Below are 26,379 nucleotides of genomic sequence, written 5' to 3'. Positions count from 1 at the left end.
CATGTTCGTGAGAACAGCGCGGGGCGAACTCCTCCCACTGGCTGTCGTCGATCGGCTGTGGTCGACCCACGACGCCGGGCAATTGACCGAACATGGGCGTCTTAAGGACGGGACCGTCGAACAGCTTGCTCCAGGCGAGATTGCGCGTCTCAACGAGGCCGACGCCCACTCGTTTCCGGCCGCACCCGACACCTATGTGCTCCAGGAAGTGCTCGACGAACATGATCGGATGTCGCTCGAGCGGGTACTCGTTCTCGGCTGGATCGTGAGCCCCGACCGGGGCGTGCTCCCGATCACGATCGAGGGCGTCAACCACGGCCTCGAGGGAACGGCGCCGGTACTGATGCCGTCGGGCGAAGTGGTTCTGGCGATGAACTGCACTTACGCGAACGAGGAGTGCTATTTCGCCGACCTTAGAACGTCCACCAAAGTCTCCCCGACTTGACCCGTACTCCGCTCATCCGTGTCACCGCCATGCCAGCAGACACGAACCCTTATGGGGGCGTGTTCGGCGGCTGGCTGCTGGGCCAGATGGGCCTGGCCTGCGGTTCGTTCGCCTCGCGCCGAACGAGGGGTAAGGCGATCCTTGTTGCTGCCGACGCCATCAGGTTTCCCGGCGCAATGGCCGTCGGGGACGAGCTCAGCGTCTATGTCGACCTGCTGAAACAGGGGCGCACGTCCGTTCGGCTGAAAGCCGAAGCGATCGCCCGCCAGCGGGACGGTGAAAATGAAACCCTCGTGGCGGAGGGCGAGTTCACCTTCGTCGCGCTCGACGACAGGAACCAGCCGCGATCGATCGCGGCGGAAGAGGAAAACAATGGCTGACCAATATGACGTGATCGTGCTTGGGTCCGGACCCGGAGGCTATGTCGCCGCCATCCGCGCGGCGCAGCTCGGGTTGAAAACGGCGATCGTCGAGCGCGAGAACCTGGGCGGCATCTGCCTTAACTGGGGCTGCATTCCGACGAAGGCGCTCCTGCGCACTGCCGAGGTCTACCATTATCTCCAGCACGCCGATGCATACGGCCTCAGCAATGAGAAACCCTCGTTCGACCTCGGCAAGGTCGTCGCTCGAAGCCGGGCCGTTGCAAAGCAGCTCAACCAGGGCGTCGCCCACCTGATGAAGAAGAACAAGATCACCGTCCTGATGGGCGAGGGGAAGGTGACCGGAAAGGGCAAGATGTCGGTAAGAGGTCCCGACGGCAAAGAGACCGAGCTGGCCGCAAGACACATCATTCTTGCGACCGGCGCCCGCGCTCGTGACCTGCCTTTCGCGAAGGCCGACGGGAAGCGGATCTGGACCTATCGGCATGCGATGACCCCCTCGGAGATGCCGACCGAGCTGTTGGTCATCGGCTCAGGTGCGATCGGGATCGAGTTTGCGAGCTTCTTTGCCGACCTTGGGGCCAGGGTCACCGTGGTTGAAATGCTGGACCGCCTCGTTCCCGTCGAAGACGCGGAGGTCAGCGCCCAGCTCGCCAAGAGCCTCCAGAAGCAGGGTCTTACAATCCTCACAAGCGCCGGCGTCGAGAGCATCACGACCGATGCAAAGGGCGTCGCAGCGAAGATCAAGACGAGTGACGGAAAGACCTCCGAACAGCGTTTCAGCCATTGTATCGTCGCGGTCGGCATCCTTCCCAACACCGAAAATATCGGCCTTGAGCAGCTGGGGGTGAAAACGACCAAGGGCCACGTGGACACCGACGCCTACGGCCGGACGAACGTGCCCGGGATCTGGGCGATTGGCGATATAACCGCTCCGCCCTGGCTCGCGCACAAGGCCAGCCACGAAGGCGTGACGGCCGTCGAAGCCATCGCGCAGGAGCTCGGCAACAAGGGCGTTCATCCGCATCCGACCGATCCCAGGAACATCCCTGGCTGTACCTATTGCCGCCCCCAGGTCGCTTCTGTCGGCCTCACCGAGGCGAAGGCTAAGGAAGCGGGTTACGAGGTCAAGGTCGGCAAGTTTCCGGCGATCGGCAATGGCAAGGCAATTGCGCTGGGAGAGGTCGACGGGTTCGTGAAAACCGTATTCGACGCGAAAACAGGCGAGCTGCTGGGCGCTCACATGATCGGCGCCGAGGTCACCGAGCTCATCCAGGGCTATACGGTCGGCAAGACAGCGGAACTGGTCGAAGATGATTTCATCCAGACGGTGTTCCCGCATCCGACCCTTTCCGAAATGATGCATGAGAGCGTGCTCGCCGCGTTCGGGCGCGTGATTCACATCTGACTGGGCCCGCCAGGGCTTGGGTTGCCGGCGGCGCTGCGGCACTGCTGATCGCGGCCGTGACGGCCTGCTTCTGGCCGGGCGTGCCCATGTACGACACCGTCGCACAATATGGGCAGGTTCTAAGCAACGAGGTGGACGACTGGCACCCGCCGGTCATGGTCCGCCTGTGGCAGCTCCTGCGCCCGCTTGCGCCCCAGGGGGCCCCCATGTTCGCTCTCCAGACTGCGCTCTACGCGCTCGGGTTCGGCCTCCTCGTTGCCGCGCTCGCGCGAACAGCGCGTCCAAAATCCGCCATCGCGGCTGCTGCCCTCGGCCTCTCTCCGCTCCTTCTTGGATGGCAGATGGTTGTGCTCAAGGACGCGCAGATGCTGGGCGCGCTCGTCGCAGCCATCGGCATTGCCGCGCATTACCGGCTACAGGATCGCAATATCCCGTTGGGTACCGCCGCAGTGATGGTTTTGCTCATTGGCTATGCGACCTTGGTTCGCGCAAATGCCGTGTTCGCCACTGCGCCACTCGCCGCCCTCCTCCTGCGGCGACCTTTATCCATCGCCGTTCGGGGCCTCGCTGCGGTTATCGCCGTCGTGGCGGTTCTTGCTGCAACTCCGCTCATCGACCACCGACTTCTGGGCTCTGCCAGGAGCGAGGTCGCAAAGACCCAGCCGATCTTTGACCTCGCCGCGATCGCAGTCTCCTCGCCGGCTTCCCCCAGCGTCTTCACGAACGCCGAGCGTGAGCAGATCGGGAGACTTCACTGCGTTAAGGCATTCTTCTGGGATCCGCTTGGCGATCCGACGGCCTGCTCGGCAGCAACGGGCCGGCTGATGGCCGCGCCCGAGAGCGACCTCTATCGGGCTCTTGCCGCCGGCGTCGCTGCCCACCCGCTCGCATATGCGAGCCACCGGCTTCAACACTGGAACGCGACCGAGCGCTGGCTGGTCCAGCCCGGGCTCCCCGATGCGGCGCCGCCAATCGAGGCGGAGCCGAACGATCTTGGCCTGGAGACGCCGCCGAGCGCCCTTGCCGCAGGCTGGCAGGACGTCGCCGCCGTCGAGGCCGCAAGTCCGCTGGGCTGGCCGGTCGTCTGGACTGTGGTGAGCCTTTGCCTGCTTCCAATTGCCTGGCGCAGGCGCTCTGAGCCAGCGGGCGGCCTTGCCCTTGCCTTCATCGTTTCGGGTCTCACCCTGGAAGCGAGCTTTCTCATCGTCAGCATCGCCTCGGATCTTCGCTATCATCTATGGCCGATGCTCGCCGCGCCGCTCGCGCTGATCTTTCTTGGCGACGATCTTCGGGCACCGCGCCGTCAATGGATCATCGGGGCCGTCCTTGTGATCGTCGTCATCGCGGGCGGTGTCATCGCCCGTTCCTCGCTTCCTCGCGCTCCCGACAGCTACCAGGGCATGATCGATGCCGCCACTGGATGAAGCCGAGCGGGGCGGCTAGGGACGCCATGAACGAAGGCCCCGGGGGAACGAACGGTTGAGCGCCCACACGACCAGCACGCGAACGCTCGTCGTCGCGCTTGCCGCAAATCTTGGGATCGCCGCCTCAAAGTTTCTCGCGGCGGCCGTTACCGGTTCCTCGGCAATGCTTACCGAGGGTGTGCATAGCGTCGTCGATTCAACCAATCAGCTACTTTTGATGTGGGGACGACGGGCTGCAAAGAAGCCGCCCGACAAGATCCATCCCTTCGGCTACGGGCGCGAACTGTATTTCTGGAGCTTCGTCGTCGCCGTTCTGGTCTTCTCGCTCGGAGCGGGCGTGTCAGTGTACGAAGGTATTCTGCACATCCTCACACCAGAGCCGGCGGTCTCGCCTGGAATTGCCTATGCAGTCCTCCTCGTCGCCTTCCTGCTGGAGGGCTGGTCGACGGTGGAAGCCTATCGCGACTTCAGCAATGCCAAGGGCGACCTCGGCTGGTTCCAGGCGGTCCGCCAGTCCAAGGACCCGCCGGCCTTCATCGTTCTTCTCGAGAACGGTGCCGCCATGGCGGGCATCATCGCGGCAGCGGTTGGCCTCGTCGCCTCGCAGATAACGGGAGATCCCTTCTTTGATGGGGCTGCATCGATCATCATCGGGGTCATCCTCGGATTTACCGCGATCCTGCTCGCCTATGAATCGAAGGGCCTGCTGATCGGCGAGGCTGCAGATCCCGTCCTGGTCGACAATCTGCGTCGGCTGGCAGGCAGCCAGTCAGGAGTGGTCGGGGTCGGGCATGTGCTTACCGTCCACAGCTCGCCCGACCAGATCACCGTCATGATGAACGTCGACTTCCAGGACGATCTGCCTGCCGGCGAAGTAGAGCGCATCGTATGCCGCGTCGAAGTCGAGGCGCGGGAGAGATGGCCCGCCGTCAGGCGCTTGTTCGTAAGACCCATGCAGGGCGCTGCCGAGCAGCCGGGGTATTGAGCTTGCCCGTGATGAGCGAGGCTGATCGGACCAGAGTTCGGCGGGATTTTCTCGGATCCGTGAACATGAGCGCGGCCGAGCTCGAGCAATGGCTTGCGACGAGCGAAAGCCGGAAGGTCGGATGGAAGGGCACCAAGGGGGACCGGCCTGAAAGTGTCGGGCACGCGAGCGGTCGGCTCATTGTCCGGATCCTGCGCAAGGAGGAGGCCGAGCTCAGCGACGACGATCTCCTGCACATGCGCAAGGTCGTTGGCTTCATCCGCCGTCACTTGGCCCAGCAGCCCGCGAACATCTACACGTCCCGCTGGCGTTACAGCCTGATGAACTGGGGGCATGACCCACTCAAAGGAGAATGACGCATGAAGGGCTATTGCGACAACATCGAGAAGCGGACCCTTGAGAATGAGGATTTCCGCCGTGTCCTCTACACCGGACATCATCTGCAGCTGGTCGCGATGACTCTTCAGCCGGGCGACGAGATCGGCGAGGAGGTGCATGAAGACCGCGACCAGTTCTTCCGGATCGAGGAAGGAAACGGCGTCGTCGACATCGACGGAGTTCCCAATCACGTCGAGGACGATTCCGCGGTGATCGTGCCGGCGGGCGCTCGGCACAACGTCCGGAACACCGGGAGCGCTGCGCTGCGCCTTTATACAATCTACGGACCGCCCGAGCACCTGGACGGTATCGTCCAGTCGACCAAGGCCGAGGCCGACAGGCGCCATCCACACGAGGAATGGGACGGCGGGGTCACCGAACAGGGCGCCTAGCCAATTTTGCTGCCCCTTCCGCCCTGGTCACCGCGCTGAAGAGATGCGGTGGGCCAAGGCGGGAGTGATAATGCCGGCCGCAGGAAGTGGCGGGGCGTTGACATGGGATCTGAGGTCCCCGGTGCAGGATTTCGATGCCGATCGGGCGCTGGCGCGATATCTCGCCGATGGGCTCCACGCCGCGCCGCCGCGCTCGCCGGACGGCATTCCAGCTAGTTGCCAAGCCCGCGTCCGCGCTGCACGGTCGCGCCATGGCGAAGTCGATGCATGATGTTTCCGACCCGCGGAACGCCTCGGTCCTGATCAATGTCAACGGCGAGCTGAAGCCGCGTGCCGAGGCAGTCGTCTCGGTGTTCGACAGCGGGTTCATGCTTGGTGATGGCGTCTGGGAAGGGCTGCGGGTTCACCGCGGCAAACTCTCCTTTCTCGACCGCCATCTCGACCGGCTGTTCGAGGGTGCAAAAGCGCTCGCCATGGACATCGGCATCAGCCGCGAGGGTCTTTCCAAGCGCCTGTACGACACGCTTGATGCCAATCACATGACCGAGGGCGTCCACGTCCGCCTGATGGTGACCCGCGGCGTGCGCTCGACGCCATACCAGGACCCACGCGTCGTGGTCACTCCGGCAACCGTGGTGATCATCGCCGAGTACAAGAAACCTGACCCCGACGTCTTCGAGCGCGGCCTCAAGTTGTTCACGGTCCATGTCCGCCGCGGCGATCCCGCGGTCCAGGACCAGAAGATCAACTCGCATTCCAAGCTCAACTGCATTCTCGCCTCGATCCAGGCGACCCAGGCCGGTGCAGACGAAGGATTGATGCTCGATCCGCTCGGCTTTGTTGCAACCTGCAATTCGACGCATTTCTTCATCGTCCGCAAGGGCGAGGTTTGGACGTCGAGCGGCAAATATTGCCTCGGCGGCATCACTCGCGGTCTTGCACTCGAGATCGCCCGCGACGCTGGCATCCCGGCCATCGAAAAGGATTTCTCGCTGACCGACGTCTATGGCGCGGACGAGGCATTCGTCACCGGGACATTTGCCGGCATCGTGTCCGTAAGGGAGGTCGATGGTCGAACGCTTGGGTGCCGTGGTCCGGTAGTCGAGCGCCTTCAGGGCCTTTACGCGCAGCGGATCGAGCGCGACGCTGCCGAGCAAGTTCGGCCGTGACGATCCGCATTGCGATGTGGTCGGGGCCCCGTAACCTTTCCACCGCGATGATGCGCAGCTTCGGAAACCGGCCGGACACGTTCGTTTCGGATGAGCCTTTCTACGGCTGCTTCCTGAAGACGACCGGCGCCAGCCATCCCATGCGGGAAGAGACCATCGCAGCGATGGACTGCGACTGGGGAAGCGTCATGGAGGCGCTTCGAAGCGAGGCGCCGGGCGGCGCGCAATTCTGGTATCAGAAGCACATGTGGCACCACATGGTCGGCCCGGTCGGTCACGAGGATTTCGAAGGGTTCAGGCACGCGTTCCTGATCCGCGAGCCCGAGCGGATGATCGCCTCGTATCTGCGCAAGCGCGAAGCGGCCGCCTTCGAGAACTTTGGGATGGACCGCCAGGCGCAGTTCTTCGAGCGCGAGGCGGATCGGCTTGGTCATTCGCCGCCCGTGATTGACGCAAATGACGTGCTTTCAGACCCTGAAGGCGTGCTCAGGTCGCTTTGCGATGCGCTCGGCATTCCGTGGGACAAGGCAATGCTGGCCTGGGCCGCGGGAAGGCGGTCGACTGACGGGGCCTGGGCGCCGCATTGGTACGGGGCCGTCGAGACCAGCACGGGGTTCGGGCAGCCGGAGCGGGGCCCGGTCGACCTCCCCGACGATGCCCGCCGGCTCGCCGATCGCTGCCGTCCCTTTTACGACCGCCTCGCAGAACACCGCATCCTGCCCAGGCTAGGCTGATGGACGCATTCGGTTATCTCTCGGTCCTCATCTCCATCATCCTGGGGCTCGCGATCGCCCAGGTCCTCCAGGGCTATCGGGCACTCCTGCTAGCCCGAGGAAGGATCCATTCCGATCCCGCGGCCCTCATCTGGAGAGGGCTCGTATTGCTGTTCGCGGCCCAGGCCTGGTGGGCGAGCTTCGGCCTGACCAAGCGCGGCGAATGGGACTTCCTCGATTTCGCGGTAATCCTGCTCCAGATGGGCCTTCTCTACATGCTCTCGGCCCTGGTGCTTCCGGACGTCCCCGCGGAGGAACGTCTTGACCTTTCCGGCCACTTCGAGCGGCATCGGAAAGCGTTCTTCGCCTTCCTGGTGGCGATGCTTGCAAGCAGCATCCTCAAGGAAGCGGTGCTCGAGCACCGCCTTCCATCGCCGCTCAACCTGACATTCCACCTGGTGCTCGCCGCCATTGCCGGCGCGGGCATCGCGTTCAGCGGGAAGAGAATTCAGCTGGCTCTTGCAGTCACTGCGGTCGCCGGCTCCCTCTCATACGTGGCGCTGCTCTTCGCACATCTTTGAAGGCAGCTGACGCGGACGCCTGTGCTAGGCGATCACCCTGACGCCGTTCGCCGCCCACTCCTGGTCGACGTCGACATCGAGATCGGCCCATTCCTCGCGGGTGCGGCACTGGATGGTCTCGATGCGGCTCCCCGTCTCCGGATCCACGCGCAGGCAATATCTGGTCTGAGGCGTTCCGGACGGAGCGCCTGGCTGAGAGGCAGCCGGGTGCAGGGGCAATGCAGCCACCATCACGCTCAAGGGGATGATGAGGTCTTTGTACGTCATGTCGCTCTCCTTCAAGGCCAGGCGGACATCCCCTCCGCTTTGGCAGTTTAGCAGGAGTTGCGAGGTCGGCCTACTTTCGCTCGTAGGTGCCGATCAGTTCGCCCTGGGCGATCGCGTGCTTTTCCGCCGCCCGCTCGACGTCGGCGACTTTGGCGCCGGGCGCCACCTCCAGTCGAGGCACGTCGAGCGCGAAGAGCCGGAAATGATAGTGGTGCGGGCCGTGGCCCTTGGGTGGGCAGGGGCCGCCATAGCCAGGTTTGCCGAAATCATTGGCGACTTCGGTACCGACCTTGCCTTCCGCGCCGAGCGAGCGGGCCGATGCGGGGATGTCGAACACTCCCCAGTGGCGGAACGTGCCGCTCGGAGCATCCGGGTCGTCGATCACGAGCGCGAAGCTTTTCGTGCCTTCCGGCGGCTCCCCCCAGTGCAGGGCGGGCCTCTGGTCGGCTCCGTCGCAGGTATACTGGGCCGGGATGGGCTGACCTTCCCGGAAGGCGTCGCTCGTGAGGCTGAGTTTGGCGAGCGCTGCGTTCTCCACGGTTGCACCTCCGTTGGTTTGGGGGCCCGACCGGCTGTCGGCACCGCAGCTTGCCAGAAGCGCAAGCGCGAGAGAGGGGCCGAGCCTCGAAATGCTAAGGGTCATGTCGTGCCTCCCTTCAAAGGAAGCCCCACACGAACGAGCAGTACGCGCCAAGCGTTCCTTTGCACCGGGGCGCGGTTGACCCTTCACCCCTCGCCCGCTATGTGCCCGCCCGTCCGAGCGTCCTCTCGATTCATGGCTTTGATTCAGCTGGCGCCGGGCAAGAGCTGAACATTGCTCAACATGCGCGTCGCCGGGCGGCCCGTAAGGCTGCTTTGGCTCCGCGCTTTTTCTGTTGAGCAAAGTAACCCGCGGGGACTTCCCGCAAACATCAAGGTGAAGGGCTTCATGCCAACGATTAACCAGCTGATCCGCAAGGGTCGCGAGCCGCAAAAGGCCAAGTCCAAGGTCCCTGCGATGGAGCAGAATCCGCAGAAGCGCGGCGTCTGCACCCGTGTCTACACGACTACTCCGAAGAAGCCGAACTCGGCGCTTCGCAAGGTGGCGAAGGTGCGGCTCACCAACCAGCGCGAGGTGATCAGCTACATTCCGGGCGAGGGCCACAACCTCCAGGAGCACAGCGTTGTCCTAATCCGCGGCGGGCGCGTCCGCGACCTTCCGGGCGTCCGCTACCACGTCCTTCGCGGTGTCCTCGACACGCAGGGCGTCAAGGATCGCAAGCAGTCCCGCTCGAAGTACGGCGCCAAGCGTCCCAAGTAATTCACGAGAGTAAGCCCCGGACAGGTTCCGGAACCGGCTGAAGAGAAAGGAAACATCCAATGTCTCGTCGTCGTCGCCCAGAAAAGCGCGAAATCCTCCCTGATCCCAAGTTCGGGGACCTGGTCCTGTCGAAGTTCATGAATTCGGTCATGCTCGACGGCAAGAAGTCGGTTGCCGAGGGCATCGTCTACGGCGCGCTCGACAATGTCGAAACCCGCCTGAAGCGCGAGCCGCTCGGCGTCTTCCATGATGCGCTCAACAATGTGAAGCCCGGCATCGAGGTCCGCTCCCGCCGCGTCGGCGGTGCGACCTATCAGGTTCCGGTCGAGGTTCGTCCCGAGCGTGCCCAGGCACTTGCCATCAGGTGGCTGATCGGCGCCGCTCGCGCCCGTTCCGAGAAGACCATGTCGGGCAGGCTTTCGGGCGAGCTGATGGACGCGGCGCAGAACCGCGGCAACGCCGTCAAGAAGCGCGAGGACACGCACCGCATGGCGGAAGCGAACCGCGCGTTCAGCCACTACCGCTGGTAAGAACCGTACCTATATTGGTGGGGACCGGGCAAACCCGCTCCCCAAATCGCTAAGGAAGACACGAAAATGGCCCGCAGCCATCCGCTCGAGCGCTATCGCAACATCGGCATCATGGCACACATCGACGCCGGCAAGACGACGACCACCGAGCGCATCCTCTATTACACCGGCAAGTCCTACAAGATCGGCGAGGTCCACGAGGGCACCGCGACCATGGACTGGATGGAGCAAGAGCAGGAGCGGGGGATCACGATCACGTCCGCCGCGACGACCTGTTTCTGGCGTGCTGGCGACGGCAAGGGCGAAGAGCACCGCATCAACATCATCGACACGCCGGGACACGTCGACTTCACCATCGAGGTCGAGCGCTCGCTTCGCGTGCTCGACGGTGCGGTAGCCTGTTTCGACGGCGTCGCCGGCGTCGAGCCGCAGTCGGAGACGGTCTGGCGGCAGGCCGAAAAGTACAATGTTCCGCGCATGTGCTTCGTCAACAAGCTCGACCGCACCGGCGCGAATTTCGACATGTGCGTCGGCATGATCAAGGACCGTCTCGGTGCGCGTCCGCTCGTGCTTTACCTCCCGATAGGTCTTGAGAGCAGCTTCAAGGGCCTCGTTGACCTGGTCGAGAACCGGGCGATCATCTGGCTCGAGGAGAGCCTCGGCGCCAAGTTCGAATATCAGGACATTCCCGACGACCTGAAAGGCGCGGCCGAGGCTGCGCGCCAGGAACTCATCGAGACTGCAGTCGAGCAGGACGATGACGTGATGGTGGCCTATCTCGAAGGCAACGAGCCCGATGTCGCGACCCTGAAGAGGCTGATCCGCAAGGGCACGCTCAACTTCTCGTTCGTGCCGGTGCTCTGCGGCTCGGCGTTCAAGAACAAGGGTGTCCAGCCCCTGCTCGACGCAGTGGTGGATTATCTCCCGAGCCCGCTCGACATTCCGCCGGTCGAGGGCGTCAATCCGGACACCGATGCAGCCGATACCCGCGAGGCGTCGGACACGGCGCCGTTCTCCGCGCTGGCGTTCAAGATCATGAACGACCCGTTCGTCGGTACGCTGACCTTCGCGCGCATCTACTCGGGCAAGCTCGAGAAGGGCACGGTCAGCAACTCGGTCAAGGACAAGAAGGAAAAGATCGGGCGCATGCTGCTCATGCATGCGAACAACCGGGAAGACATCGAGACCGCTTATGCCGGCGACATCGTCGCCATCGCGGGCCTTAAGGAAACGACGACCGGCGACACGTTGTGCGATCCGGCCAAGCCCATCATCCTCGAGCGGATGGAGTTCCCGGATCCCGTCATCGAAGTGGCCGTCGAGCCCAAGACGAAGGCCGACCAGGAGAAAATGGGCATCGCCCTCAACCGCCTGGCCGCCGAGGATCCGAGCTTCCGCGTCACGACCGACCATGAATCGGGCCAGACCATCATCAAGGGGATGGGCGAGCTTCACCTCGAGATCCTCGTCGACCGCATGAAGCGCGAGTTCAAGGTCGAGGCCAATGTCGGCGCGCCGCAGGTCGCCTACCGCGAATATCTCGCGAAGCCGATCGAGCTTACATACACCCACAAGAAGCAGTCGGGCGGCTCCGGTCAGTTCGGCGAAGTGAAGGTGAAGGTGGTTCCCGGCGAGCGTGGCTCGGGCTTCCAGTTCCTCGACGAGATCAAGGGCGGCAACATCCCGCGCGAGTACATCCCGTCGGTGGAGAAGGGCATGCGGGAGACGGCCGAGACGGGTTCGCTCATCGGCTTCCCGATCGTCGACTTCTCGGTCCACCTGATCGACGGCAAGTACCATGACGTCGACTCTTCGGCATTGGCGTTCGAGATCACTGGGCGCGGCGCGATGCGCGAAGCTGCGCAGAAGGCCGGAATCAAGATCCTCGAGCCGATCATGAAGGTCGAGGTGGTGACGCCGGAGGATTATCTCGGCGACGTCATCGGCGACATCAACAGCCGGCGCGGCCAGATCCAGGGTACCGACAGCCGTGGCAATGCGCAGGTGGTCGAGGCGATGGTGCCGCTCGCGAACATGTTCGGCTACGTCAACCAGCTGCGTTCGTTTACGCAGGGACGCGCCCAGTACACCATGCAGTTCTCGCATTATGACGAGGTGCCGCAGAACGTCGCCGACGAGGTGAAGGCGAAGCTAGCGTAAGCGCAAAATAGTAGTTATGGGCGCGTCCGCGATGAGGGCGGCCGCCCGAATTCCTTTAAATAGAAGAGGCGTAAAATGGCGAAGGCTAAATTCGAGCGGAATAAGCCGCACGTGAACATTGGCACCATCGGTCACGTCGACCATGGCAAGACGTCCCTCACGGCGGCGATCACCAAGGTTCTTGCCGAGTCGGGCAAGGCCGAGTTCACCGACTATGCAAACATCGACAAGGCGCCCGAGGAGCGCGAGCGCGGTATCACCATTTCGACGGCGCACGTCGAATATGAGACCGACAAGCGCCACTATGCGCACGTCGACTGCCCGGGCCACGCGGACTATGTGAAGAACATGATCACCGGCGCTGCCCAGATGGACGGCGCGATCCTGGTCGTGTCGGCCGCCGACGGTCCGATGCCGCAGACCAAGGAGCACATCCTGCTCGCCAAGCAGGTCGGCGTTCCGACGATGGTCGTGTTCCTCAACAAGGTCGACCAGGTCGACGATCCGGAGCTGCTGGAGCTCGTCGAGCTCGAGATCCGCGAAGAGCTTTCCAAGCGCGATTTCGACGGCGACAACATTCCGATCGTCTCGGGTTCGGCCCTTGCGGCCCTCGAGGACAGCAACAAGGAAATCGGCCACGACGCGATCCTGAAGCTCATGGACGCGGTCGATGACTGGATCCCGACCCCCGAGCGTCCGCTCGACAAGCCGTTCCTGATGCCGATCGAAGACGTGTTCTCGATCTCCGGCCGCGGCACCGTCGTGACCGGCCGTGTCGAAACGGGCGTCATCAAGGTTGGCGAGGAAGTCGAAGTGGTCGGCATCCGCGACACCCAGAAGACGGTCGTGACCGGCGTCGAGATGTTCCGCAAGTTGCTCGACCAGGGCCAGGCGGGCGACAACATCGGCGCGCTTCTGCGCGGCATCGGTCGTGAGGACGTCGAGCGCGGCCAGGTTCTGGCCAAGCCCGGCTCGATCACGCCGCACACCGACTTCAAGGCAGAGGTCTATGTCCTTTCGAAGGACGAGGGGGGCCGTCACACGCCGTTCTTCGCCAACTATCGGCCGCAGTTCTACTTCCGGACGACGGACGTCACTGGCGAGGTCCAGCTCCCGGAGGGCACCGAGATGGTGATGCCGGGCGACAACGTGAATCTGGGCGTCAAGCTGATTGCCCCGATCGCCATGGACCCGGGCCTGCGCTTCGCGATCCGCGAAGGTGGCCGTACGGTCGGCGCAGGGGTTGTCGCCGAGATCACTAAGTAATATAGGGCGCCTGCCGCGCGATTCTGATCTCAGGGTCGCGCGGCTCGCTTTTGAGGTTTGGCTTTGTTCGCGGGACTGCCCGTTGGGTAGGCTCGCAGGCTCTTTCGCATCGGTAGGGAAATGGAAACGCAGAATATCCGGATTCGCCTGAAGGCGTTCGATCATCGAGTGCTCGACCAGGCGACTGGCGACATTGCCGACACGGCGCGTCGCACGGGTGCTCTCATTCGCGGTCCGATTCCCCTTCCGACGCGTATCGAGAAGTTCACCGTCAACCGTTCGCCGCACGTCGACAAGAAGTCGCGCGAGCAGTTCGAGGTGAGGACCTACAAGAGGCTGCTCGACATCGTGCAGCCGACGCCGCAGACGGTCGATGCGCTGATGAAGCTCGACCTCGCCGCCGGCGTCGACGTCGAGATCAAGCTGGCTTAACCGGCCAGTGCCCCTCTTTTGAGGGGTGAGAAATGGTGGATACCGCCGGAGACAAGCTCCGGGCTGCGTCCCCGCCGCTCTGTTCAAGGAGCATTAGCCCAGGCGGGGCACGCAAACATTTGATGGGCTGCAAGCACCCGAAATGGTTCGGGTGCCTCTGTGGAGGAGTTTGATCATGCGCACCGGCGTGATCGCGAAGAAGGTCGGTATGACCCGCCTGTTCCAGGCTGACGGTCGGCATGTGCCGGTTACCGTTCTGCAGCTGGACGACGTACAGGTCATCGGCCGCCGTGAAATGGATCGTGACGGCTATACCGCCGTCCAGCTCGGCGCCGGCAAGGCGAAGGCGAAGAACGTCGCCAAGCCCCAGCGCGCGGCTTTCGGCAAGGCCGAGGTCGAGCCCAAGGCGAGGATCGCCGAGTTCCGCGTCGCCGAGGACGCGCTCCTCGATGTTGGTGCACACATCAGTGCGGATCACTTTGTCGCAGGCCAGCTCGTCGACGTTGCAGGCGTGACGCAGGGCAAGGGCTTCGCGGGGGCCATGAAGCGTTGGGGCTTCGGGGGTCTGCGCGCAACTCACGGTGTTTCGGTTTCTCACCGCTCGCACGGTTCGACGGGTAACCGCCAGGATCCGGGCCGCGTCTTCAAGAACAAGAAGATGGCCGGCCACATGGGCGCCCGCAACCGTACTCAGCAGAACCTCGAGGTCGTCCGCACGGACCCGATCCGCGGCCTGCTGTTCATCAAGGGCTCCGTCCCCGGCCACAAGGGCGCCTGGCTCACGGTCAGCGACGCGATCAAGCTTCCGCGCCACGACACCGCTCCTTATCCTGCCGGCCTCCTCGAGGAACTGAAGCAGGAAGAGGTCGAAGTGCCGGCCGCTGGCCTGGTCGACGACGCCGCGGTCCACGAGATCCCGGCGCTGCCGAGCGACGAGGAAGTCGCGGCCATAGCCGCTGAGCAGGAAGCTGGCGTTGCTGCCGAGGCCGAGGCCCAGGCAGCCGCCGAAAATGAAGCAACGGAAGCTCCGAAGGACGAGGCCAAGCCCTCGCCCGACGAGAGCAAGGAAGGCTAAGCGATGAAGGTCAAGGTACAGACCCTCGACGCCAAGGCTGGCGGTGACATCGAGCTCAACGACGAGATTTTCGCCGTCGAGCCTCGCGCCGACATCCTTCACCGCGTCGTCACCTGGCAGCTCGTCAACCGTCGCGCTCCGGCCCGTGCGGCCCGCGAGCGCAGCGATGTCGCGCGCACCGGCAAGAAGTTCGGCCGTCAGAAGGGCGGCGGCACCGCCCGTCACGGCGACCGCAGGGCGCCGATCTTCATCGGCGGCGGCAAGGCGCACGGTCCGCGCGCGCGCATCTTCGCCTCGAGCCTCAACAAGAAGGTCCGTCAGCTCGGCCTCAAGATGGCTTTGTCGTCCAAGGCCCGCGACGGTAACCTCGTCGTCCTCGACAACCTCGACGTTGCCGAAGGCAAGACGAAGACGCTGAAGGCGCAGCTTGAGAAGCTGGGCTTCGGCAAGACCGCGCTGGTCATCGACGGCGAGGCACTCAACGTCGGTTTCGCCCGCGCCTCATCGAACCTCGAGAGCGTGAACCTGCTGCCGGCGATGGGGGCCAATGTTTACGACATCATGCGGCACGATACGCTGGTCCTGACCCGCGCAGCCGTCGAGAAGCTGGAGGCCCGGTTCAATGGCTAAGAAGCCGCAGAAGCCCGCGCCCGAGGCGCGCCACTACGACATCGTGCTTGCACCGCACATCACCGAGAAGTCGACGATGCTCTCGGAAAACAACTCTGTGGTGTTCAAGGTCGCGCCCGGCGCGACCAAGCCCGAGATCAAGGCTGCGATCGAGGCGCTTTTCAACCGCAAGGTTGCGAACGTGAACACGATCGTCACCAAGGGCAAGTCGAAGCGCTGGCAAGGCCGTCCCTACCGGCGCTCGGATTTCAAGAAGGCGATCGTGACGCTGGTGGAAGGCCAGGATCCGATCGACATTACTGAAGGGGTGCGGGGCTGATGGCTCTCAAGCAATATAACCCGACCTCGCCGGCCCGCCGCGGCCTGATCCTGGTCGACAAGTCGGCGCTGTGGAAGGGCAAGCCGGTCAAGAAGCTGACCGAAGGCAAGCGCAAGACCGGCGGTCGCAACAACAAGGGTCATGTGACCTCCCGCGGCATCGCCGGCGGTCACAAGCAGCGCTATCGCTATGTCGATTTCAAGCGCCGCACCTGGGACGTCCAGGCCACGGTCGAGCGTCTCGAATATGACCCGAACCGCTCCGCGTTCATCGCTCTCATCACCTATGAGGGCGGCGAGCAGGCCTACATCCTCGCGCCGCAGCGCCTTGCGCCCGGCGACAAGGTGATCGCCGGCAAGAAGGTCGACGTTAAGCCCGGCAATGCGATGGAAGTCGGCCAAATGCCCGTGGGCACGATCGTTCACAACGTCGAGCTCAAGCCCGGCAAGGGCGGTCAGATCGCCCGTGCAGCGGGCACCTACGTGCAGGTTGTGGGCCGCGACCGCGGAATGGTGATCGTCAGGCTGAATTCAGGCGAGCAGCGCTATGTCCGTTCGGACTGCATGGCGACGGTCGGCGCAGTGTCGAACCCCGACAATGCGAACACCAACCTAGCCAAGGCAGGCCGCAGCCGCTGGCTCGGCAAGCGGCCGCTCACCCGCGGCGTTGCCAAGAACCCGGTCGACCACCCGCACGGCGGTGGTGAAGGCCGGACCTCGGGCGGCCGTCATCCGGTTACTCCGTGGGGCAAGCCGACCAAGGGCGCCCGCACTCGTCACAACAAGTCGACCGACAAGTTCATCATTCGGTCGCGTCACGCGAAGAAGAAGGGTTAATCCATGGCCCGTTCCATCTGGAAAGGTCCTTTCGTCGAGCTTTCGCTCCTGAAGAAGGCGGAAGCTGCGCAGGAAAAGGGCGGCCGCGCGCCGATCAGGACCTGGTCACGTCGTTCGACCATCCTGCCTCAGTTCGTCGGACTGACCTTCAATGTCTACAACGGCCGCAAGTTCATCCCCGTCTCGGTCAACGAGGAAATGGTCGGGATGAAGCTTGGTGAGTTCGCGCCGACGCGAACCTTCCACGGCCACGCCTCAGACAAGAAGGGCAAGCGCTGATGGCCAAGCCAGTTGCACCCCGCAAGGTCGGCGAGAAGGAAGCGCTTGCGGTCGGGACCACGATCCGCGGCTCCGCACGAAAGCTCAACCTCGTCGCCGGAATGATCCGCGGCAAGAAGGTCGAGCAGGCGCTCAGCATCCTCCAGTTCTCGCCCAAGGCGATGGCCGAGGACGTGCGCAAGGTCCTCGCGTCCGCAGTCGCCAATGCCGAGAACAACCACAACCTCGACGTCGATGCGCTCATTGTCGCCGAGGCGAGCGTCGGCAAGTCGATCTCGATGAAGCGCTTCGCGACCCGTGCGCGCGGGCGGTCCAGCCGGATCGTCAAGCCGTTCAGCCGTCTCCGGGTCGTCGTTCGCGAGCAGGAAGAAGCTTAATCATGGGTCAGAAATCCTCACCGATCGGGCTTCGCCTGCAAATCAACCGTACCTGGGACAGCCGCTGGTTTGCGGAAGGCCAGGATTACGGCCGTCTGCTGCTCGAAGATCTCAATATCCGTAAGTTCATCCTCAAGAAGGTCCCCCAGGCCGCGATCTCGAAGGTCGTGATCGAGCGCCCGGCGAAGATCTGCCGGATCAGCATCTATGCTGCCCGTCCGGGCGTGATCATCGGCAAGAAGGGCGCCGACATCGAGAAGCTCAAGAAAGAGCTCCAGAAGATGACGAGCTCGGAGGTGAGCCTCAACATCGTCGAGATCCGCAAGCCGGAGATCGACGCCAAGCTCGTCGCCCAGGGCGTCGCCGACCAGCTCGAGCGCCGGATCGCCTTCCGCCGCGCGATGAAGCGGGCCGTGCAGTCGGCCCTTCGCCTCGGTGCAGAAGGGATCAGGATTACCTGTTCGGGCCGCCTTGGCGGTGCCGAGATCGCGCGTACCGAATGGTATCGCGAGGGCCGCGTTCCGCTGCACACGCTGCGCGGCAACGTCGATTACGCCGAGGCCGAGGCGCACACCGCCTATGGCGTGTGCGGCGTCAAGGTGTGGGTCTTCAAGGGCGAGATTTTCGCCCACGACCCGCTCGCACAGGACCGCCTGATGATGGAGGCCCAGACCTCCGGCGTTCGGCCGGCCCGCGAAGAACGCGGCAACCGGTAAGCGCGAAGGAAAATAACAGATGTTGCAACCCAAGCGCACCAAGTTCCGCAAGGCCTTCAAGGGCCGCATCCATGGCAACGCCAAGGGCGGAACCGAGCTCAATTTCGGCGCCTTCGGCCTCAAGGCCATGGAGCCGGAACGGATCACTGCTCGCCAGATCGAGGCGGCCCGCCGCGCGATCACCCGGCACATCAAGCGTACCGGCCGTCTCTGGATCCGGGTGTTCCCGGACGTTCCGGTGAGCTCCAAGCCTGCCGAAGTCCGCATGGGCTCGGGCAAGGGCGCGCCGGAATTCTGGGTCGCCCGTGTGAAGCCCGGCCGCATTCTCTTCGAGCTCGACGGGGTGCCTGGCTCGCTTGCGAAGACGGCGTTTGAACGCGCGGCTGAAAAGCTCCCGATCAAGACGAAGGTCGTGGCCCGCCTTGGCGAGAGCCTGGCCGCGGAGGAAAAGTAAGATGCCTGCGATCGACGATCTCAAGCAGAAGACCGACGACCAGCTCCAGCAGGAGCTGGGCGATCTGAAGCGCGAGCAGTTCAACCTGCGCTTCCAGTCGGCCACCAACCAGCTCGAGAAGCCGAGCCGAGTGCGCGAAGTTCGCCGCACGATCGCCCGGATCAAGACGCTGCAGAACGAACGCGCCCGCGCGCAGGCGAAGGGCTGAGGAGACTATCGAGATGCCAAAGCGCGTCCTCACCGGCACCGTGGTGTCCGACAAGGGTGACAAGACGGTCGTGGTCCGTGTCGAGCGGCGGGTGAAGCACCCGCTCTATGGCAAGATCATCAAGCTGTCGAAGAAATACCACGCTCATGATGCGGCCAATGAATTCCGCATGGGTGAGATCGTGCGCATCGAAGAGTGCGCGCCGATCTCGAAGCTGAAGACGTGGAAGGTCGTCGATCGCATCGGCGCTGCGAAGATGGGTGCAGTCGAGATCGACGAGCCCGAGCTCGTTGCGCCGACCGAGGAACCGGCGAAACCTGCGGAAGAGAAGGCCGAAAAGCCTGCCAAGAAGGGCAAGAAGGCCAAGGCCGAAGACGTCGCCGAAGCGGACGCCTGAGAAGAATTTGAGAGGATAAGGGTCGAACCATGATCCAGATGCAGTCCAACCTGGACGTTGCGGATAACAGCGGCGCAAAGCGCGTCCAGTGCATCAAGGTGCTGGGCGGCTCGAAGCGCCGCACTGCCGGCGTCGGCGACATCATCGTCGTCAGCGTCAAGGAAGCGGCGCCTCGCGGCCGCGTGAAGAAGGGCGACGTCCACCGTGCGGTGATCGTTCGAACGGCCAAGGATATCCGTCGTCCCGACGGGTCCGTGATCCGCTTCGACAGCAACGCCGCGGTGCTGGTCAACAAGAACGAGGAGCCGATCGGCACCCGTATCTTCGGCCCGGTGGTCCGCGAGCTTCGCGCAAGGAAGCACATGAAGATCATTTCGCTCGCCCCGGAGGTGCTGTGATGGCGGCGAGCAAAATCAAGAAGGGTGACCGCGTCGTCGTCCTGTCCGGCAAGGACAAGGGCCGTACGGGCGAGGTCGTGAGGGCGATGCCCAAGGAAGGCAAGGTCGTCGTCTCGGGGATCAACGTCCACGCGCGTCACCGCAAGCCGACCCAGCTCAACCCGCAGGGCGGGATCGAGCGCAAGGAAGCGCCGCTGCACGTGTCCAAGGTCGCAATCGCGACCGCCGACGGCAAGCCGAGCCGCGTCCGTTTCGAGGAGCGCGACGGCAAGAAGGTCCGCGTCGCGGCCAAGACCGGAGAGCTGATCCATGGCTGACAAGGAAAAGAAGGTCGAAGAGGCTCAAGAGCCCGCGACCGAACAGGTAGAGCTGGTCGGAGAGGCCAAGAAGGCCGAAGCCGAGGCGATCGAGGCGTTGCCCAAGGCCCAGAAGGCCGAGGCGCCCAAGCCCGAGAAGGTTGCGGACAAGCCGGCCAAGAAGCCAGCGAACTATGCCCCGCGCCTCAAGGCCGATTACGAGGACCGCATCGTCAAGGCGATGACCGAGAAGTTCGGTTACAAGAACCGCCTCGAGGTTCCGCGCCTTGAAAAGATCGTGATCAACATGGGCGTTGGCGATGCGACCCAGGACAAGAAGCGCGTCGAGACCGCTGCCGCCGAGATGCAGGCGATTTCTGGCCAGAAGCCGGTGATCACCAAGGCCAAGAAGTCGATCGCTCAGTTCAAGCTGCGTGAAGGCATGCCGATCGGTTGCAAGGTCACGCTGCGGCGCGAGCGCATGTACGAGTTCCTGGACCGTCTGGTGACGATCGCGCTCCCGCGGGTTCGCGATTTTCGCGGGCTCAACCCCAAGTCGTTCGATGGCCGTGGCAATTATGCCCTCGGCCTCAAGGAACAGATCATCTTCCCCGAGATCAACTACGATCAGATCGACAAGGTCCGGGGCATGGATGTCATTGTAACCACCACCGCGAAGACAGATGAGGAGGCGCGCGAGTTGCTGCGCCTGTTCAACTTCCCCTTCCCGGCAGAGGAGCAGCGGCAGGCCGCGTAAGCGCGCCTGCCCGATAGGAGAAGAACTTAAGTCATGGCGAAACTGAGTTCGATCAACAAGAACGAGCGGCGCAAGAAGCTCGTCCAGCAGAATGCGGCGAAGTACGCGAAGCTGAAGGCGATCGCGAACGATGAGTCGAAGGACGAGACCGAGCGCCTGATCGCGCGTCTGAAGATGGCCGAGTTGCCGCGCAACGGGAATCCCACGCGGGTTCGCAACCGTTGCGAGCTGACCGGCCGGTCGCGCGCTTATTACCGCAAGTTCCGCCTGTCGCGGATCATGCTCCGGGAGCTGGCCAACAAGGGTCTGATCCCGGGTGTGATCAAGTCGAGCTGGTAAGGGTTAGAATATGGCGATGACCGATCCACTGGGTGACCTGCTCACCCGCATCCGCAACGGCCAGCAGGCCCGGAAGGACAGTGTCCTTACCCCGGCCTCGAAGCTGCGCGTGCGGGTGCTCGATGTGCTCCAGCGCGAAGGCTACATCCGCGGCTACTCGGAAGAGGTGCTCGCGGGTCAGAAGGGCCTGCGCATCGAGCTCAAATATTTCGAAGGCCAGCCGGCAATCCAGCACCTGGCCCGCGTGTCGAAACCTGGCCGCCGCGTCTATTCAGCGGCGCGCGAGCTTCCCCGCATTCGCAACGGTCTTGGCACGATCATCGTGTCGACTCCTCGCGGCGTGCTCTCGGATGCCGAAGCGCGCGAGCAGAACGTCGGCGGCGAAGTGCTGGCGGAGGTGTTCTAATGTCCCGCATTGGCAAGAAACCGGTCGCGATGCCGCAGGGCGTCACGGCGACCGTCGAGGGCCAGACCCTGACCGTCAAAGGTCCCAAGGGGTCGCTCTCGATGCCGCTGCTCGACGATCTCGTGAAATATGAGATCGATGAGGGCGAAATCCGCGTCACGCCGTTGACCGACGCGCAGCGCAACCGCGCCGCGTGGGGCATGACCCGCACCAACGTTCAGAACCTCATCACTGGCGTGACCGAGGGCTTCACCAAGGTGCTCGAGATCACCGGCGTCGGCTATCGCGCCCAGGCGCAGGGCCGCAAGCTGCGCCTGCAGCTCGGCTACAGCCACGATGTGAACTACGACCTCCCGGAAGGCATCGACGTGAAGACGCCCGATCAGAACACGATCGAGATCAGCGGCATCGACAAGCAGAAGGTCGGTCAGGTCGCGGCCGAGATCCGCCGCTGGCGCAAGCCCGAGCCGTACAAGGGCAAGGGCATCAAATATCGCGGCGAGTACATCTTCCGCAAAGAAGGCAAGAAGAAGTAGCCATGGCGAAACTCTCCCTTTTCGACCGCCGCCGCCGCCGTGTGCGCACGGCGCTTCGCGCCCGCGCTTCCGGCAAGCCGCGGCTTTCGGTTCATCGCTCGGGCCGCCACATCTACGCCCAGGTCATCGACGACGCGGCGGGCAAGACGCTTGCCTCGGCCTCGACCCTCGACAAGGACCTGAAGGGCAAAACGGGCGCCACGACGGACAGCGCGGCTGCAGTCGGAACGACGATTGCAGAGCGCGCCAAGAAGGCGGGCGTATCCAAGGTCGTCTTCGACCGTGGCGGCTTCCTGTTCCATGGCCGAGTGAAGGCCCTCGCCGACGCTGCCCGCGAAGGCGGACTGGAGTTTTAAATGGCTGACGAAAACCAGACCAACGAAGTCAACACCGACCCGACCGAGGTGACGCAGGTTGCCGAGGCGACCCCGGCGCAGGCCGACGAACCGCAGCAGGCTCCCCGCGGCCGTGGTCCGCGCGGTGGGCGCGGCCGTGGCGGTGAAGGTGGCGGACGTGGCCGCGGCCGGCGCGACGATCGGCGCGGCCGCCGCGACGACGAGGAAGGTGGCGAGGAGCTCATTGAGAAGCTCGTTCACATCAACCGCGTGTCCAAGACCGTGAAGGGCGGCAAGCGCTTCGGCTTTGCCGCGCTCGTTGTGGTGGGCGACGGCAAGGGCCGCGCGGGCTTCGGCCACGGCAAGGCCCGCGAGGTGCCCGAGGCGATTTCGAAGGCGACTGCCGCCGCGAAGAAGGCGATGATCCGCGTTCCCCTGCGCGACGGCCGGACGCTTCATCATGACGCGCTTGGGCATTTCGGCGCTGGCCGGGTGACGATCCGCACGGCTCCGGCCGGAACGGGCATCATCGCGGGCGGCCCGATGCGGGCGATCTTCGAGAGCCTTGGCGTTGCCGATGTCGTCACCAAGTCGGTCGGCACTTCCAACCCCTACAACATGATCCGGGCCACTTTCGAGGCGCTGAAGGATCAGAACAGTCCGCGCGCGGTTTCTCAGCGTCGCGGCAAGAAGGTCGCAGACCTGTTGGGCCGCGGCGGCGCAAGCAACGCCGAAGCCGAGGCGCAGGCCGAAGCGATCGCGGAGTAAGTACAGATGTCGAAGATCAGGATCACCCAGACCGGATCGCCGATCCGCCGCGACAAGACGCAGCGGGCGACGCTTGTCGGCCTCGGCCTAAACAAGCTGCGCCGCAGCGTGGAAGTGGAGGGCACGCCTGAAGTGCTCGGCCAGGTCCGCAAGGTGCAGCACCTCGTGAAGGTCGAAGAGGCCGCCTAACCCCATTGCTCCCTCAAGAAAGGGAGCGCCGCGCGACAAAAGCGAAAGCGAGTGCAGATCAATGAAGCTCAATCAACTCAAGGATAACAAGGGCGCCCGCCAGGCGCGCGTCCGCGTCGGCCGCGGCATCGGATCCGGCCTCGGCAAGACTGCCGGGCGCGGCCAGAAGGGCGCCAAGTCGCGCTCGGGCGTCAGCATCGCCGGCTTTGAGGGCGGCCAGATGCCGCTCCACATGCGACTGCCGAAGCGCGGCTTCAACAATATCTTCGCCCGCGATTATGCCGAAGTGAACATCGGTGCCGTGCAGAAGGCGATCGATGCCGGCAAGCTCGACATCAAGGCGACACTGGACCAAGCAGCGCTCAGGGACGCTGGCCTTGCCCGAGGCGGCAAGGACGGCGTTCGCCTGCTCGGCAAGGGCGAGCTCAAGGCCAAGCTCAGCTTCAAGGTCGCTGGCGTGTCCAAGGGCGCGCGAGAGGCCGTTGAGAAGGCTGGCGGCTCGATCGAACTGATCGAGCGCAAGAACCCGGCCGAGCTCGCCGCCGCGAAGAAGGGCTCGCGCAAGGCCGCCGCTGCAAAGGCCTAAGGGGCCTTAGACAAGCGGCCTTGAGCCACTATATCGGCGGCGGGGAGGCTTTTGAGCCTATTCGCCGCCGTTCGTTTTTCCGGGGATTTTTCAGTCGATGGCATCAGCAGCCGAACAACTCGCCTCCAGCATTTCGTTCGCGAACTTTCAGAAGGCGACCGAGCTCAAGAAAAGGCTGTGGTTCACGATCGGCGCACTGATCCTGTTCCGCTTGCTCTCGTTCGTGCCGGTGCCGGGCATCGATCCCGTCGCAATGAGCGCGCTGTACCAGACGCAGAGCGGCGGCATTCTCGACGTCTTCAACACCTTCTCTGGTGGCGCGCTCTCGCGCTTTTCAATCGTGGCGCTCGGCGTCATGCCCTACATCACCGCCTCGATCGTCATCCAGCTCGGTGCGACGCTCTACGGCCCCTGGCAGGCGCTTCGCAAAGAAGGCGAGACCGGACGCAAGAAGCTCAATCAATACACGCGCTACCTCACCGTGATGATCACCCTGGTCCAGGGCTATCTCGCGGTCCGGGGCCTTGAGGCTCAGACACTCCGTCAGGGCATCCAGGCAGTCGTCATGCCGGGCGTGCTGTTCGAGCTTGCCGGCACGGTTAGCCTCGTGGGCGGCACTCTGTTCCTGATGTGGATCGGCGAGCAGATCACTAGCCGGGGCATCGGCAACGGCGTGTCGCTGATCATCATGGCGGGCATCGTCGCGCGCCTTCCGCAAGGGGTCGGCCAGCTGCTCGAAGGGGGACGCACGGGTTCGCTCAGCGGCGTTCTCATCGTCGGAATCATCGCGCTCAGCGTCGTGCTCATTCTCTTCATCTGCTTCATGGAACGGGCCCAGCGACGGGTGCTGATCCAGTATCCCAAGCGCCAGACCGCAAGAGGGATGCAACAGGAGCGCTCGCACCTTCCCATCAAGCTCAACACGGCCGGCGTGATCCCGCCGATCTTCGCTTCATCGCTGCTGCTGATGCCGCTGACCGTACTTCAGTGGGCGGGTAACCGGGCGGCGACGGAGGGGACGGCGAACGACTGGCTGATCACCATCACCACCTTCCTCCAGCCGCATTCGCCGGTCTACATCTCGCTTTATGCGATCGGCATCGCCTTCTTCACCTTCTTCTACACGGCGGTGCAGTTCAACAGCGAGGAGACTGCCGATAATCTGAAGCGCCATGGCGGTTTCATTCCCGGTGTGCGCCCGGGCAAGGCGACCGAGCATTATTTCGACTATCTGCTGAACCGCATCACGGTCGTCGGTGCTGCTTACCTGGTGCTGATCTGCGCGATCCCCGAGGTCCTCGCGGGCTCGGCGGGCCTGTCGAACCTGCGTCTTGGCGGGACCAGCTTGCTCATCGTCGTCAACGTGACGATGGACACCGTAAGTCAGATCCAAAGCCACTTGATCGCGCATCAATATGGCGACCTCATCAAGAAAGCGAAGCTCAAGACGACGCCGCGGCGGCGCTAACCTTCTCAAGCCGGCGAACAGGGAGAGCGCGCCGCAATGCTGAACATCATCCTGTTGGGCCCGCCGGGGGCGGGCAAGGGGACGCAGGCCGGGCGACTTCAGGCGCAGCGCGGAATGATCCAGCTGTCGACCGGCGACATGCTACGCGAGGCAGTCGCTGCCGGAACCCCGGTTGGCCTCAAGGCCAAGGCCGTCATGGAACGGGGCGAACTGGTGAGCGATGCCATCGTCAGCGCCCTGATCGGCGAGCGCCTCGACGCCTCGGCCGACAAGGGCGCGATCTTCGACGGCTTTCCAAGAACCAAACATCAGGCCGAAGCGCTCGAGATCCTGCTCGCCGAGAGAGGTCGCACGCTCGACCATGTCATCGAGCTCTCGGTCGACGACGAAGCGCTCATCAAGAGGATCACCGGGCGGTTCACCTGCGCCAAGTGCGGGACGGGCTATCACGACAGCTTTCGGCCGACGCGAGTGCCGGGCGTGTGCGACGTCTGCGGGTCGACCGAGTTCCGGCGGCGCCCGGACGACAATGAACAGACCGTCCGGACGCGCATGGACGAATATCGCGCCAAGACTGCGCCCATCCTGCCCTTCTACGAAGCCAAAGGACTTGTCCGCCGCGTCAACGGAATGGGGTCGATGGACGAAGTTGCAGCCGAGATCGACGCAATCCTCGACGCGGCTGCCTAGCCGCGCTCCAGCGTCACGAAGCGGAAGGCCGGGCGGCCGTCCGCCGCTCCATGCTCTTCCCTGAATGTCTCGCGCCAGGCGCCAGCGGCGCGCGGATCCTCGATAATGGTGTCGCCCGGGACGTCGTCGAGCACTTCGGTAAGCTCCAGCCGGTCTGCCCTCGGCAGGAAAAGCCTGAAGATGTCGGCGCCCCCGATCACCGAAACGGGCGCCTCGCCGGCAAGCTGCAGAGCTTGTGCCATGTCATGGGCAACTTCGGCGCCGTTCGCGTGCCAGTTTCGGTCCCGGGTCAGAACGACATGACGCCGGCCCGGCAATAGCCCGGGCAGACTGTCGAACGTCTTCCGGCCCATCACCATCACGCTTCCCATGGTCAGCGCCTTGAACCGTTTGAGGTCGGCAGGAAGATGCCAGGGGAGTTTTTCCTCGCGGCCGATCACGCCGTTTTGCGCGCGCGCGATGACAAGGGTGATGGCCGGTCTATCCACGA

General features: G+C 63.9%; 38 protein-coding genes and 2 pseudogenes. 37 read left to right on the top strand and 3 right to left on the bottom strand.

Annotated features, from left to right (window positions below):
• The first annotated feature begins 1 nt into the window (after position 1).
• From V8192_RS10850 to V8192_RS10805, 10 genes are all read left to right on the top strand, one after another.
• On the top strand, positions 2-445 hold the full coding sequence (locus tag V8192_RS10850; RefSeq protein ID WP_341633080.1) for a hypothetical protein: 444 nt from the start codon (positions 2-4) through the stop codon (positions 443-445).
• Positions 446-474: 29 nt separating this feature from the next.
• Positions 475-825: an acyl-CoA thioesterase gene (locus tag V8192_RS10845; protein WP_341633079.1), complete on the top strand. Its 351-nt coding sequence runs from the start codon at positions 475-477 to the stop codon at positions 823-825.
• Positions 818-2,233: a dihydrolipoyl dehydrogenase gene (gene lpdA, locus V8192_RS10840; protein ID WP_341633078.1), complete on the top strand. Its 1,416-nt coding sequence runs from the start codon at positions 818-820 to the stop codon at positions 2,231-2,233. The genes V8192_RS10845 and lpdA overlap by 8 nt, the downstream gene beginning before the upstream one ends.
• 56 nt (positions 2,234-2,289) lie before the next feature.
• A complete protein-coding gene (locus tag V8192_RS10835) occupies positions 2,290-3,657 on the top strand; it encodes a hypothetical protein (protein ID WP_341633077.1) in 1,368 nt (455 codons plus the stop codon).
• Positions 3,658-3,712: 55 nt separating this feature from the next.
• Positions 3,713-4,642, top strand: coding sequence for a cation diffusion facilitator family transporter (locus tag V8192_RS10830; protein ID WP_341633076.1), 930 nt, complete (start codon positions 3,713-3,715; stop codon positions 4,640-4,642).
• 11 nt (positions 4,643-4,653) lie between these two features.
• Entirely contained in the window at positions 4,654-4,998 is a 345-nt protein-coding gene (locus V8192_RS10825) for a DUF3140 domain-containing protein (RefSeq protein WP_341633075.1), read from the top strand.
• Positions 4,999-5,001: 3 nt separating this feature from the next.
• Positions 5,002-5,412 (top strand): cupin domain-containing protein, encoded by a 411-nt coding sequence (locus tag V8192_RS10820; RefSeq protein ID WP_341633074.1) that lies wholly within the window; start codon positions 5,002-5,004, stop codon positions 5,410-5,412.
• A gap of 134 nt (positions 5,413-5,546) precedes the next feature.
• Positions 5,547-6,581, top strand: coding sequence for an aminotransferase class IV (locus V8192_RS10815; RefSeq protein ID WP_341633073.1), 1,035 nt, complete (start codon positions 5,547-5,549; stop codon positions 6,579-6,581).
• Positions 6,578-7,315, top strand: a complete 738-nt coding sequence (locus V8192_RS10810) for a sulfotransferase-like domain-containing protein (RefSeq protein ID WP_341633072.1) — start codon at positions 6,578-6,580, stop codon at positions 7,313-7,315. The genes V8192_RS10815 and V8192_RS10810 overlap by 4 nt, the downstream gene beginning before the upstream one ends.
• Complete coding sequence (locus V8192_RS10805) at positions 7,315-7,875, top strand: hypothetical protein (protein ID WP_341633071.1); 561 nt, start codon at positions 7,315-7,317, stop codon at positions 7,873-7,875. The genes V8192_RS10810 and V8192_RS10805 overlap by 1 nt, the downstream gene beginning before the upstream one ends.
• 24 nt (positions 7,876-7,899) lie before the next feature.
• On the opposite strand, the gene V8192_RS10800 is transcribed toward V8192_RS10805, so the two are convergent.
• Positions 7,900-8,142: a hypothetical protein gene (locus tag V8192_RS10800; protein ID WP_341633070.1), complete on the bottom strand. Its 243-nt coding sequence runs from the start codon at positions 8,140-8,142 to the stop codon at positions 7,900-7,902.
• Between the two features lie 70 nt (positions 8,143-8,212).
• Positions 8,213-8,785: a YbhB/YbcL family Raf kinase inhibitor-like protein gene (locus V8192_RS10795; RefSeq protein WP_341633069.1), complete on the bottom strand. Its 573-nt coding sequence runs from the start codon at positions 8,783-8,785 to the stop codon at positions 8,213-8,215.
• A gap of 285 nt (positions 8,786-9,070) precedes the next feature.
• On the opposite strand from V8192_RS10795, the gene rpsL reads away from it, so the two are divergent.
• The 27 genes and pseudogenes from rpsL to V8192_RS10660 all read left to right on the top strand — a co-directional run bounded on the left by rpsL (position 9,071) and on the right by V8192_RS10660 (position 25,889).
• Positions 9,071-9,442, top strand: coding sequence for a 30S ribosomal protein S12 (gene rpsL / locus V8192_RS10790; protein ID WP_147044308.1), 372 nt, complete (start codon positions 9,071-9,073; stop codon positions 9,440-9,442).
• A gap of 59 nt (positions 9,443-9,501) precedes the next feature.
• Positions 9,502-9,972: a 30S ribosomal protein S7 gene (gene rpsG / locus V8192_RS10785; protein WP_341633068.1), complete on the top strand. Its 471-nt coding sequence runs from the start codon at positions 9,502-9,504 to the stop codon at positions 9,970-9,972.
• A gap of 66 nt (positions 9,973-10,038) precedes the next feature.
• On the top strand, positions 10,039-12,132 hold the full coding sequence (gene fusA, locus V8192_RS10780) for an elongation factor G (RefSeq protein ID WP_341633067.1): 2,094 nt from the start codon (positions 10,039-10,041) through the stop codon (positions 12,130-12,132).
• 75 nt (positions 12,133-12,207) lie between these two features.
• Positions 12,208-13,398 carry an elongation factor Tu gene (tuf, locus tag V8192_RS10775; RefSeq protein ID WP_341633066.1) on the top strand — a complete coding sequence of 397 codons (1,191 nt, stop codon included), beginning with the start codon at positions 12,208-12,210 and terminating at the stop codon, positions 13,396-13,398.
• A gap of 120 nt (positions 13,399-13,518) precedes the next feature.
• Positions 13,519-13,830 (top strand): 30S ribosomal protein S10, encoded by a 312-nt coding sequence (rpsJ, locus tag V8192_RS10770; protein ID WP_028969184.1) that lies wholly within the window; start codon positions 13,519-13,521, stop codon positions 13,828-13,830.
• A gap of 175 nt (positions 13,831-14,005) precedes the next feature.
• Entirely contained in the window at positions 14,006-14,905 is a 900-nt protein-coding gene (gene rplC / locus V8192_RS10765; RefSeq protein ID WP_341633065.1) for a 50S ribosomal protein L3, read from the top strand.
• Positions 14,906-14,908: 3 nt separating this feature from the next.
• Positions 14,909-15,535 (top strand): 50S ribosomal protein L4, encoded by a 627-nt coding sequence (gene rplD, locus V8192_RS10760; protein WP_341633064.1) that lies wholly within the window; start codon positions 14,909-14,911, stop codon positions 15,533-15,535.
• On the top strand, positions 15,528-15,854 hold the full coding sequence (locus tag V8192_RS10755; RefSeq protein WP_341633063.1) for a 50S ribosomal protein L23: 327 nt from the start codon (positions 15,528-15,530) through the stop codon (positions 15,852-15,854). Before rplD ends, V8192_RS10755 begins: the two co-directional genes overlap by 8 nt.
• Positions 15,854-16,690 carry a 50S ribosomal protein L2 gene (rplB, locus tag V8192_RS10750; protein WP_341633062.1) on the top strand — a complete coding sequence of 279 codons (837 nt, stop codon included), beginning with the start codon at positions 15,854-15,856 and terminating at the stop codon, positions 16,688-16,690. The genes V8192_RS10755 and rplB overlap by 1 nt, the downstream gene beginning before the upstream one ends.
• Before the next feature lie 3 nt (positions 16,691-16,693).
• Positions 16,694-16,969, top strand: coding sequence for a 30S ribosomal protein S19 (rpsS, locus tag V8192_RS10745; RefSeq protein ID WP_341633061.1), 276 nt, complete (start codon positions 16,694-16,696; stop codon positions 16,967-16,969).
• Positions 16,969-17,346: a 50S ribosomal protein L22 gene (gene rplV, locus V8192_RS10740; RefSeq protein ID WP_341633060.1), complete on the top strand. Its 378-nt coding sequence runs from the start codon at positions 16,969-16,971 to the stop codon at positions 17,344-17,346. The genes rpsS and rplV overlap by 1 nt, the downstream gene beginning before the upstream one ends.
• Before the next feature lie 2 nt (positions 17,347-17,348).
• A complete protein-coding gene (gene rpsC / locus V8192_RS10735; protein ID WP_341633059.1) occupies positions 17,349-18,062 on the top strand; it encodes a 30S ribosomal protein S3 in 714 nt (237 codons plus the stop codon).
• A gap of 19 nt (positions 18,063-18,081) precedes the next feature.
• Positions 18,082-18,516 (top strand): 50S ribosomal protein L16, encoded by a 435-nt coding sequence (gene rplP, locus V8192_RS10730; RefSeq protein WP_341633058.1) that lies wholly within the window; start codon positions 18,082-18,084, stop codon positions 18,514-18,516.
• Position 18,517: 1 nt separating this feature from the next.
• Complete coding sequence (gene rpmC, locus V8192_RS10725; protein WP_341633057.1) at positions 18,518-18,724, top strand: 50S ribosomal protein L29; 207 nt, start codon at positions 18,518-18,520, stop codon at positions 18,722-18,724.
• A gap of 13 nt (positions 18,725-18,737) precedes the next feature.
• Positions 18,738-18,968: pseudogene (gene rpsQ, locus V8192_RS10720) on the top strand (30S ribosomal protein S17); the annotation flags it as partial.
• Between the two features lie 182 nt (positions 18,969-19,150).
• On the top strand, positions 19,151-19,519 hold the full coding sequence (gene rplN, locus V8192_RS10715; protein ID WP_028969193.1) for a 50S ribosomal protein L14: 369 nt from the start codon (positions 19,151-19,153) through the stop codon (positions 19,517-19,519).
• The gene (rplX, locus tag V8192_RS10710) at positions 19,519-19,836 is read left to right on the top strand and encodes a 50S ribosomal protein L24 (RefSeq protein WP_341633056.1); all 318 of its coding nucleotides are present in this window, start codon (positions 19,519-19,521) and stop codon (positions 19,834-19,836) included. The genes rplN and rplX overlap by 1 nt, the downstream gene beginning before the upstream one ends.
• Before the next feature lie 169 nt (positions 19,837-20,005).
• A pseudogene (gene rplE / locus V8192_RS10705) lies at positions 20,006-20,572 on the top strand (50S ribosomal protein L5); the annotation flags it as partial.
• A 33-nt stretch (positions 20,573-20,605) separates the two neighbouring features.
• A complete protein-coding gene (gene rpsN / locus V8192_RS10700; protein ID WP_341633055.1) occupies positions 20,606-20,911 on the top strand; it encodes a 30S ribosomal protein S14 in 306 nt (101 codons plus the stop codon).
• Positions 20,912-20,921: 10 nt separating this feature from the next.
• Complete coding sequence (gene rpsH / locus V8192_RS10695) at positions 20,922-21,317, top strand: 30S ribosomal protein S8 (RefSeq protein ID WP_341633054.1); 396 nt, start codon at positions 20,922-20,924, stop codon at positions 21,315-21,317.
• Complete coding sequence (gene rplF, locus V8192_RS10690) at positions 21,317-21,853, top strand: 50S ribosomal protein L6 (protein WP_341633053.1); 537 nt, start codon at positions 21,317-21,319, stop codon at positions 21,851-21,853. Before rpsH ends, rplF begins: the two co-directional genes overlap by 1 nt.
• 2 nt (positions 21,854-21,855) lie before the next feature.
• Positions 21,856-22,209 (top strand): 50S ribosomal protein L18, encoded by a 354-nt coding sequence (gene rplR, locus V8192_RS10685; protein ID WP_341633052.1) that lies wholly within the window; start codon positions 21,856-21,858, stop codon positions 22,207-22,209.
• Positions 22,210-22,956 (top strand): 30S ribosomal protein S5, encoded by a 747-nt coding sequence (gene rpsE / locus V8192_RS10680; RefSeq protein ID WP_341633051.1) that lies wholly within the window; start codon positions 22,210-22,212, stop codon positions 22,954-22,956.
• A gap of 6 nt (positions 22,957-22,962) precedes the next feature.
• A complete protein-coding gene (gene rpmD, locus V8192_RS10675; protein ID WP_341633050.1) occupies positions 22,963-23,145 on the top strand; it encodes a 50S ribosomal protein L30 in 183 nt (60 codons plus the stop codon).
• Positions 23,146-23,206: 61 nt separating this feature from the next.
• Positions 23,207-23,731, top strand: a complete 525-nt coding sequence (gene rplO, locus V8192_RS10670; RefSeq protein ID WP_341633049.1) for a 50S ribosomal protein L15 — start codon at positions 23,207-23,209, stop codon at positions 23,729-23,731.
• A gap of 97 nt (positions 23,732-23,828) precedes the next feature.
• Positions 23,829-25,199 carry a preprotein translocase subunit SecY gene (gene secY / locus V8192_RS10665; RefSeq protein ID WP_341633048.1) on the top strand — a complete coding sequence of 457 codons (1,371 nt, stop codon included), beginning with the start codon at positions 23,829-23,831 and terminating at the stop codon, positions 25,197-25,199.
• Positions 25,200-25,238: 39 nt separating this feature from the next.
• Positions 25,239-25,889, top strand: coding sequence for an adenylate kinase (locus V8192_RS10660; protein ID WP_341633333.1), 651 nt, complete (start codon positions 25,239-25,241; stop codon positions 25,887-25,889).
• Here V8192_RS10660 and V8192_RS10655 read toward each other — a convergent pair.
• A complete protein-coding gene (locus V8192_RS10655; protein WP_341633047.1) occupies positions 25,886-26,377 on the bottom strand; it encodes a dihydrofolate reductase in 492 nt (163 codons plus the stop codon). The genes V8192_RS10660 and V8192_RS10655 overlap by 4 nt on opposite strands.
• Positions 26,378-26,379: the final 2 nt, after the last annotated feature.

It is taken from the genome of Sphingomonas agri (assembly GCF_038148795.1).
GTDB lineage: Bacteria > Pseudomonadota > Alphaproteobacteria > Sphingomonadales > Sphingomonadaceae > Sphingomicrobium > Sphingomicrobium agri.
The sequence above is the reverse complement of the archived record's forward strand: the minus strand, read 5'-3'. Positions and strand labels throughout refer to the sequence as shown.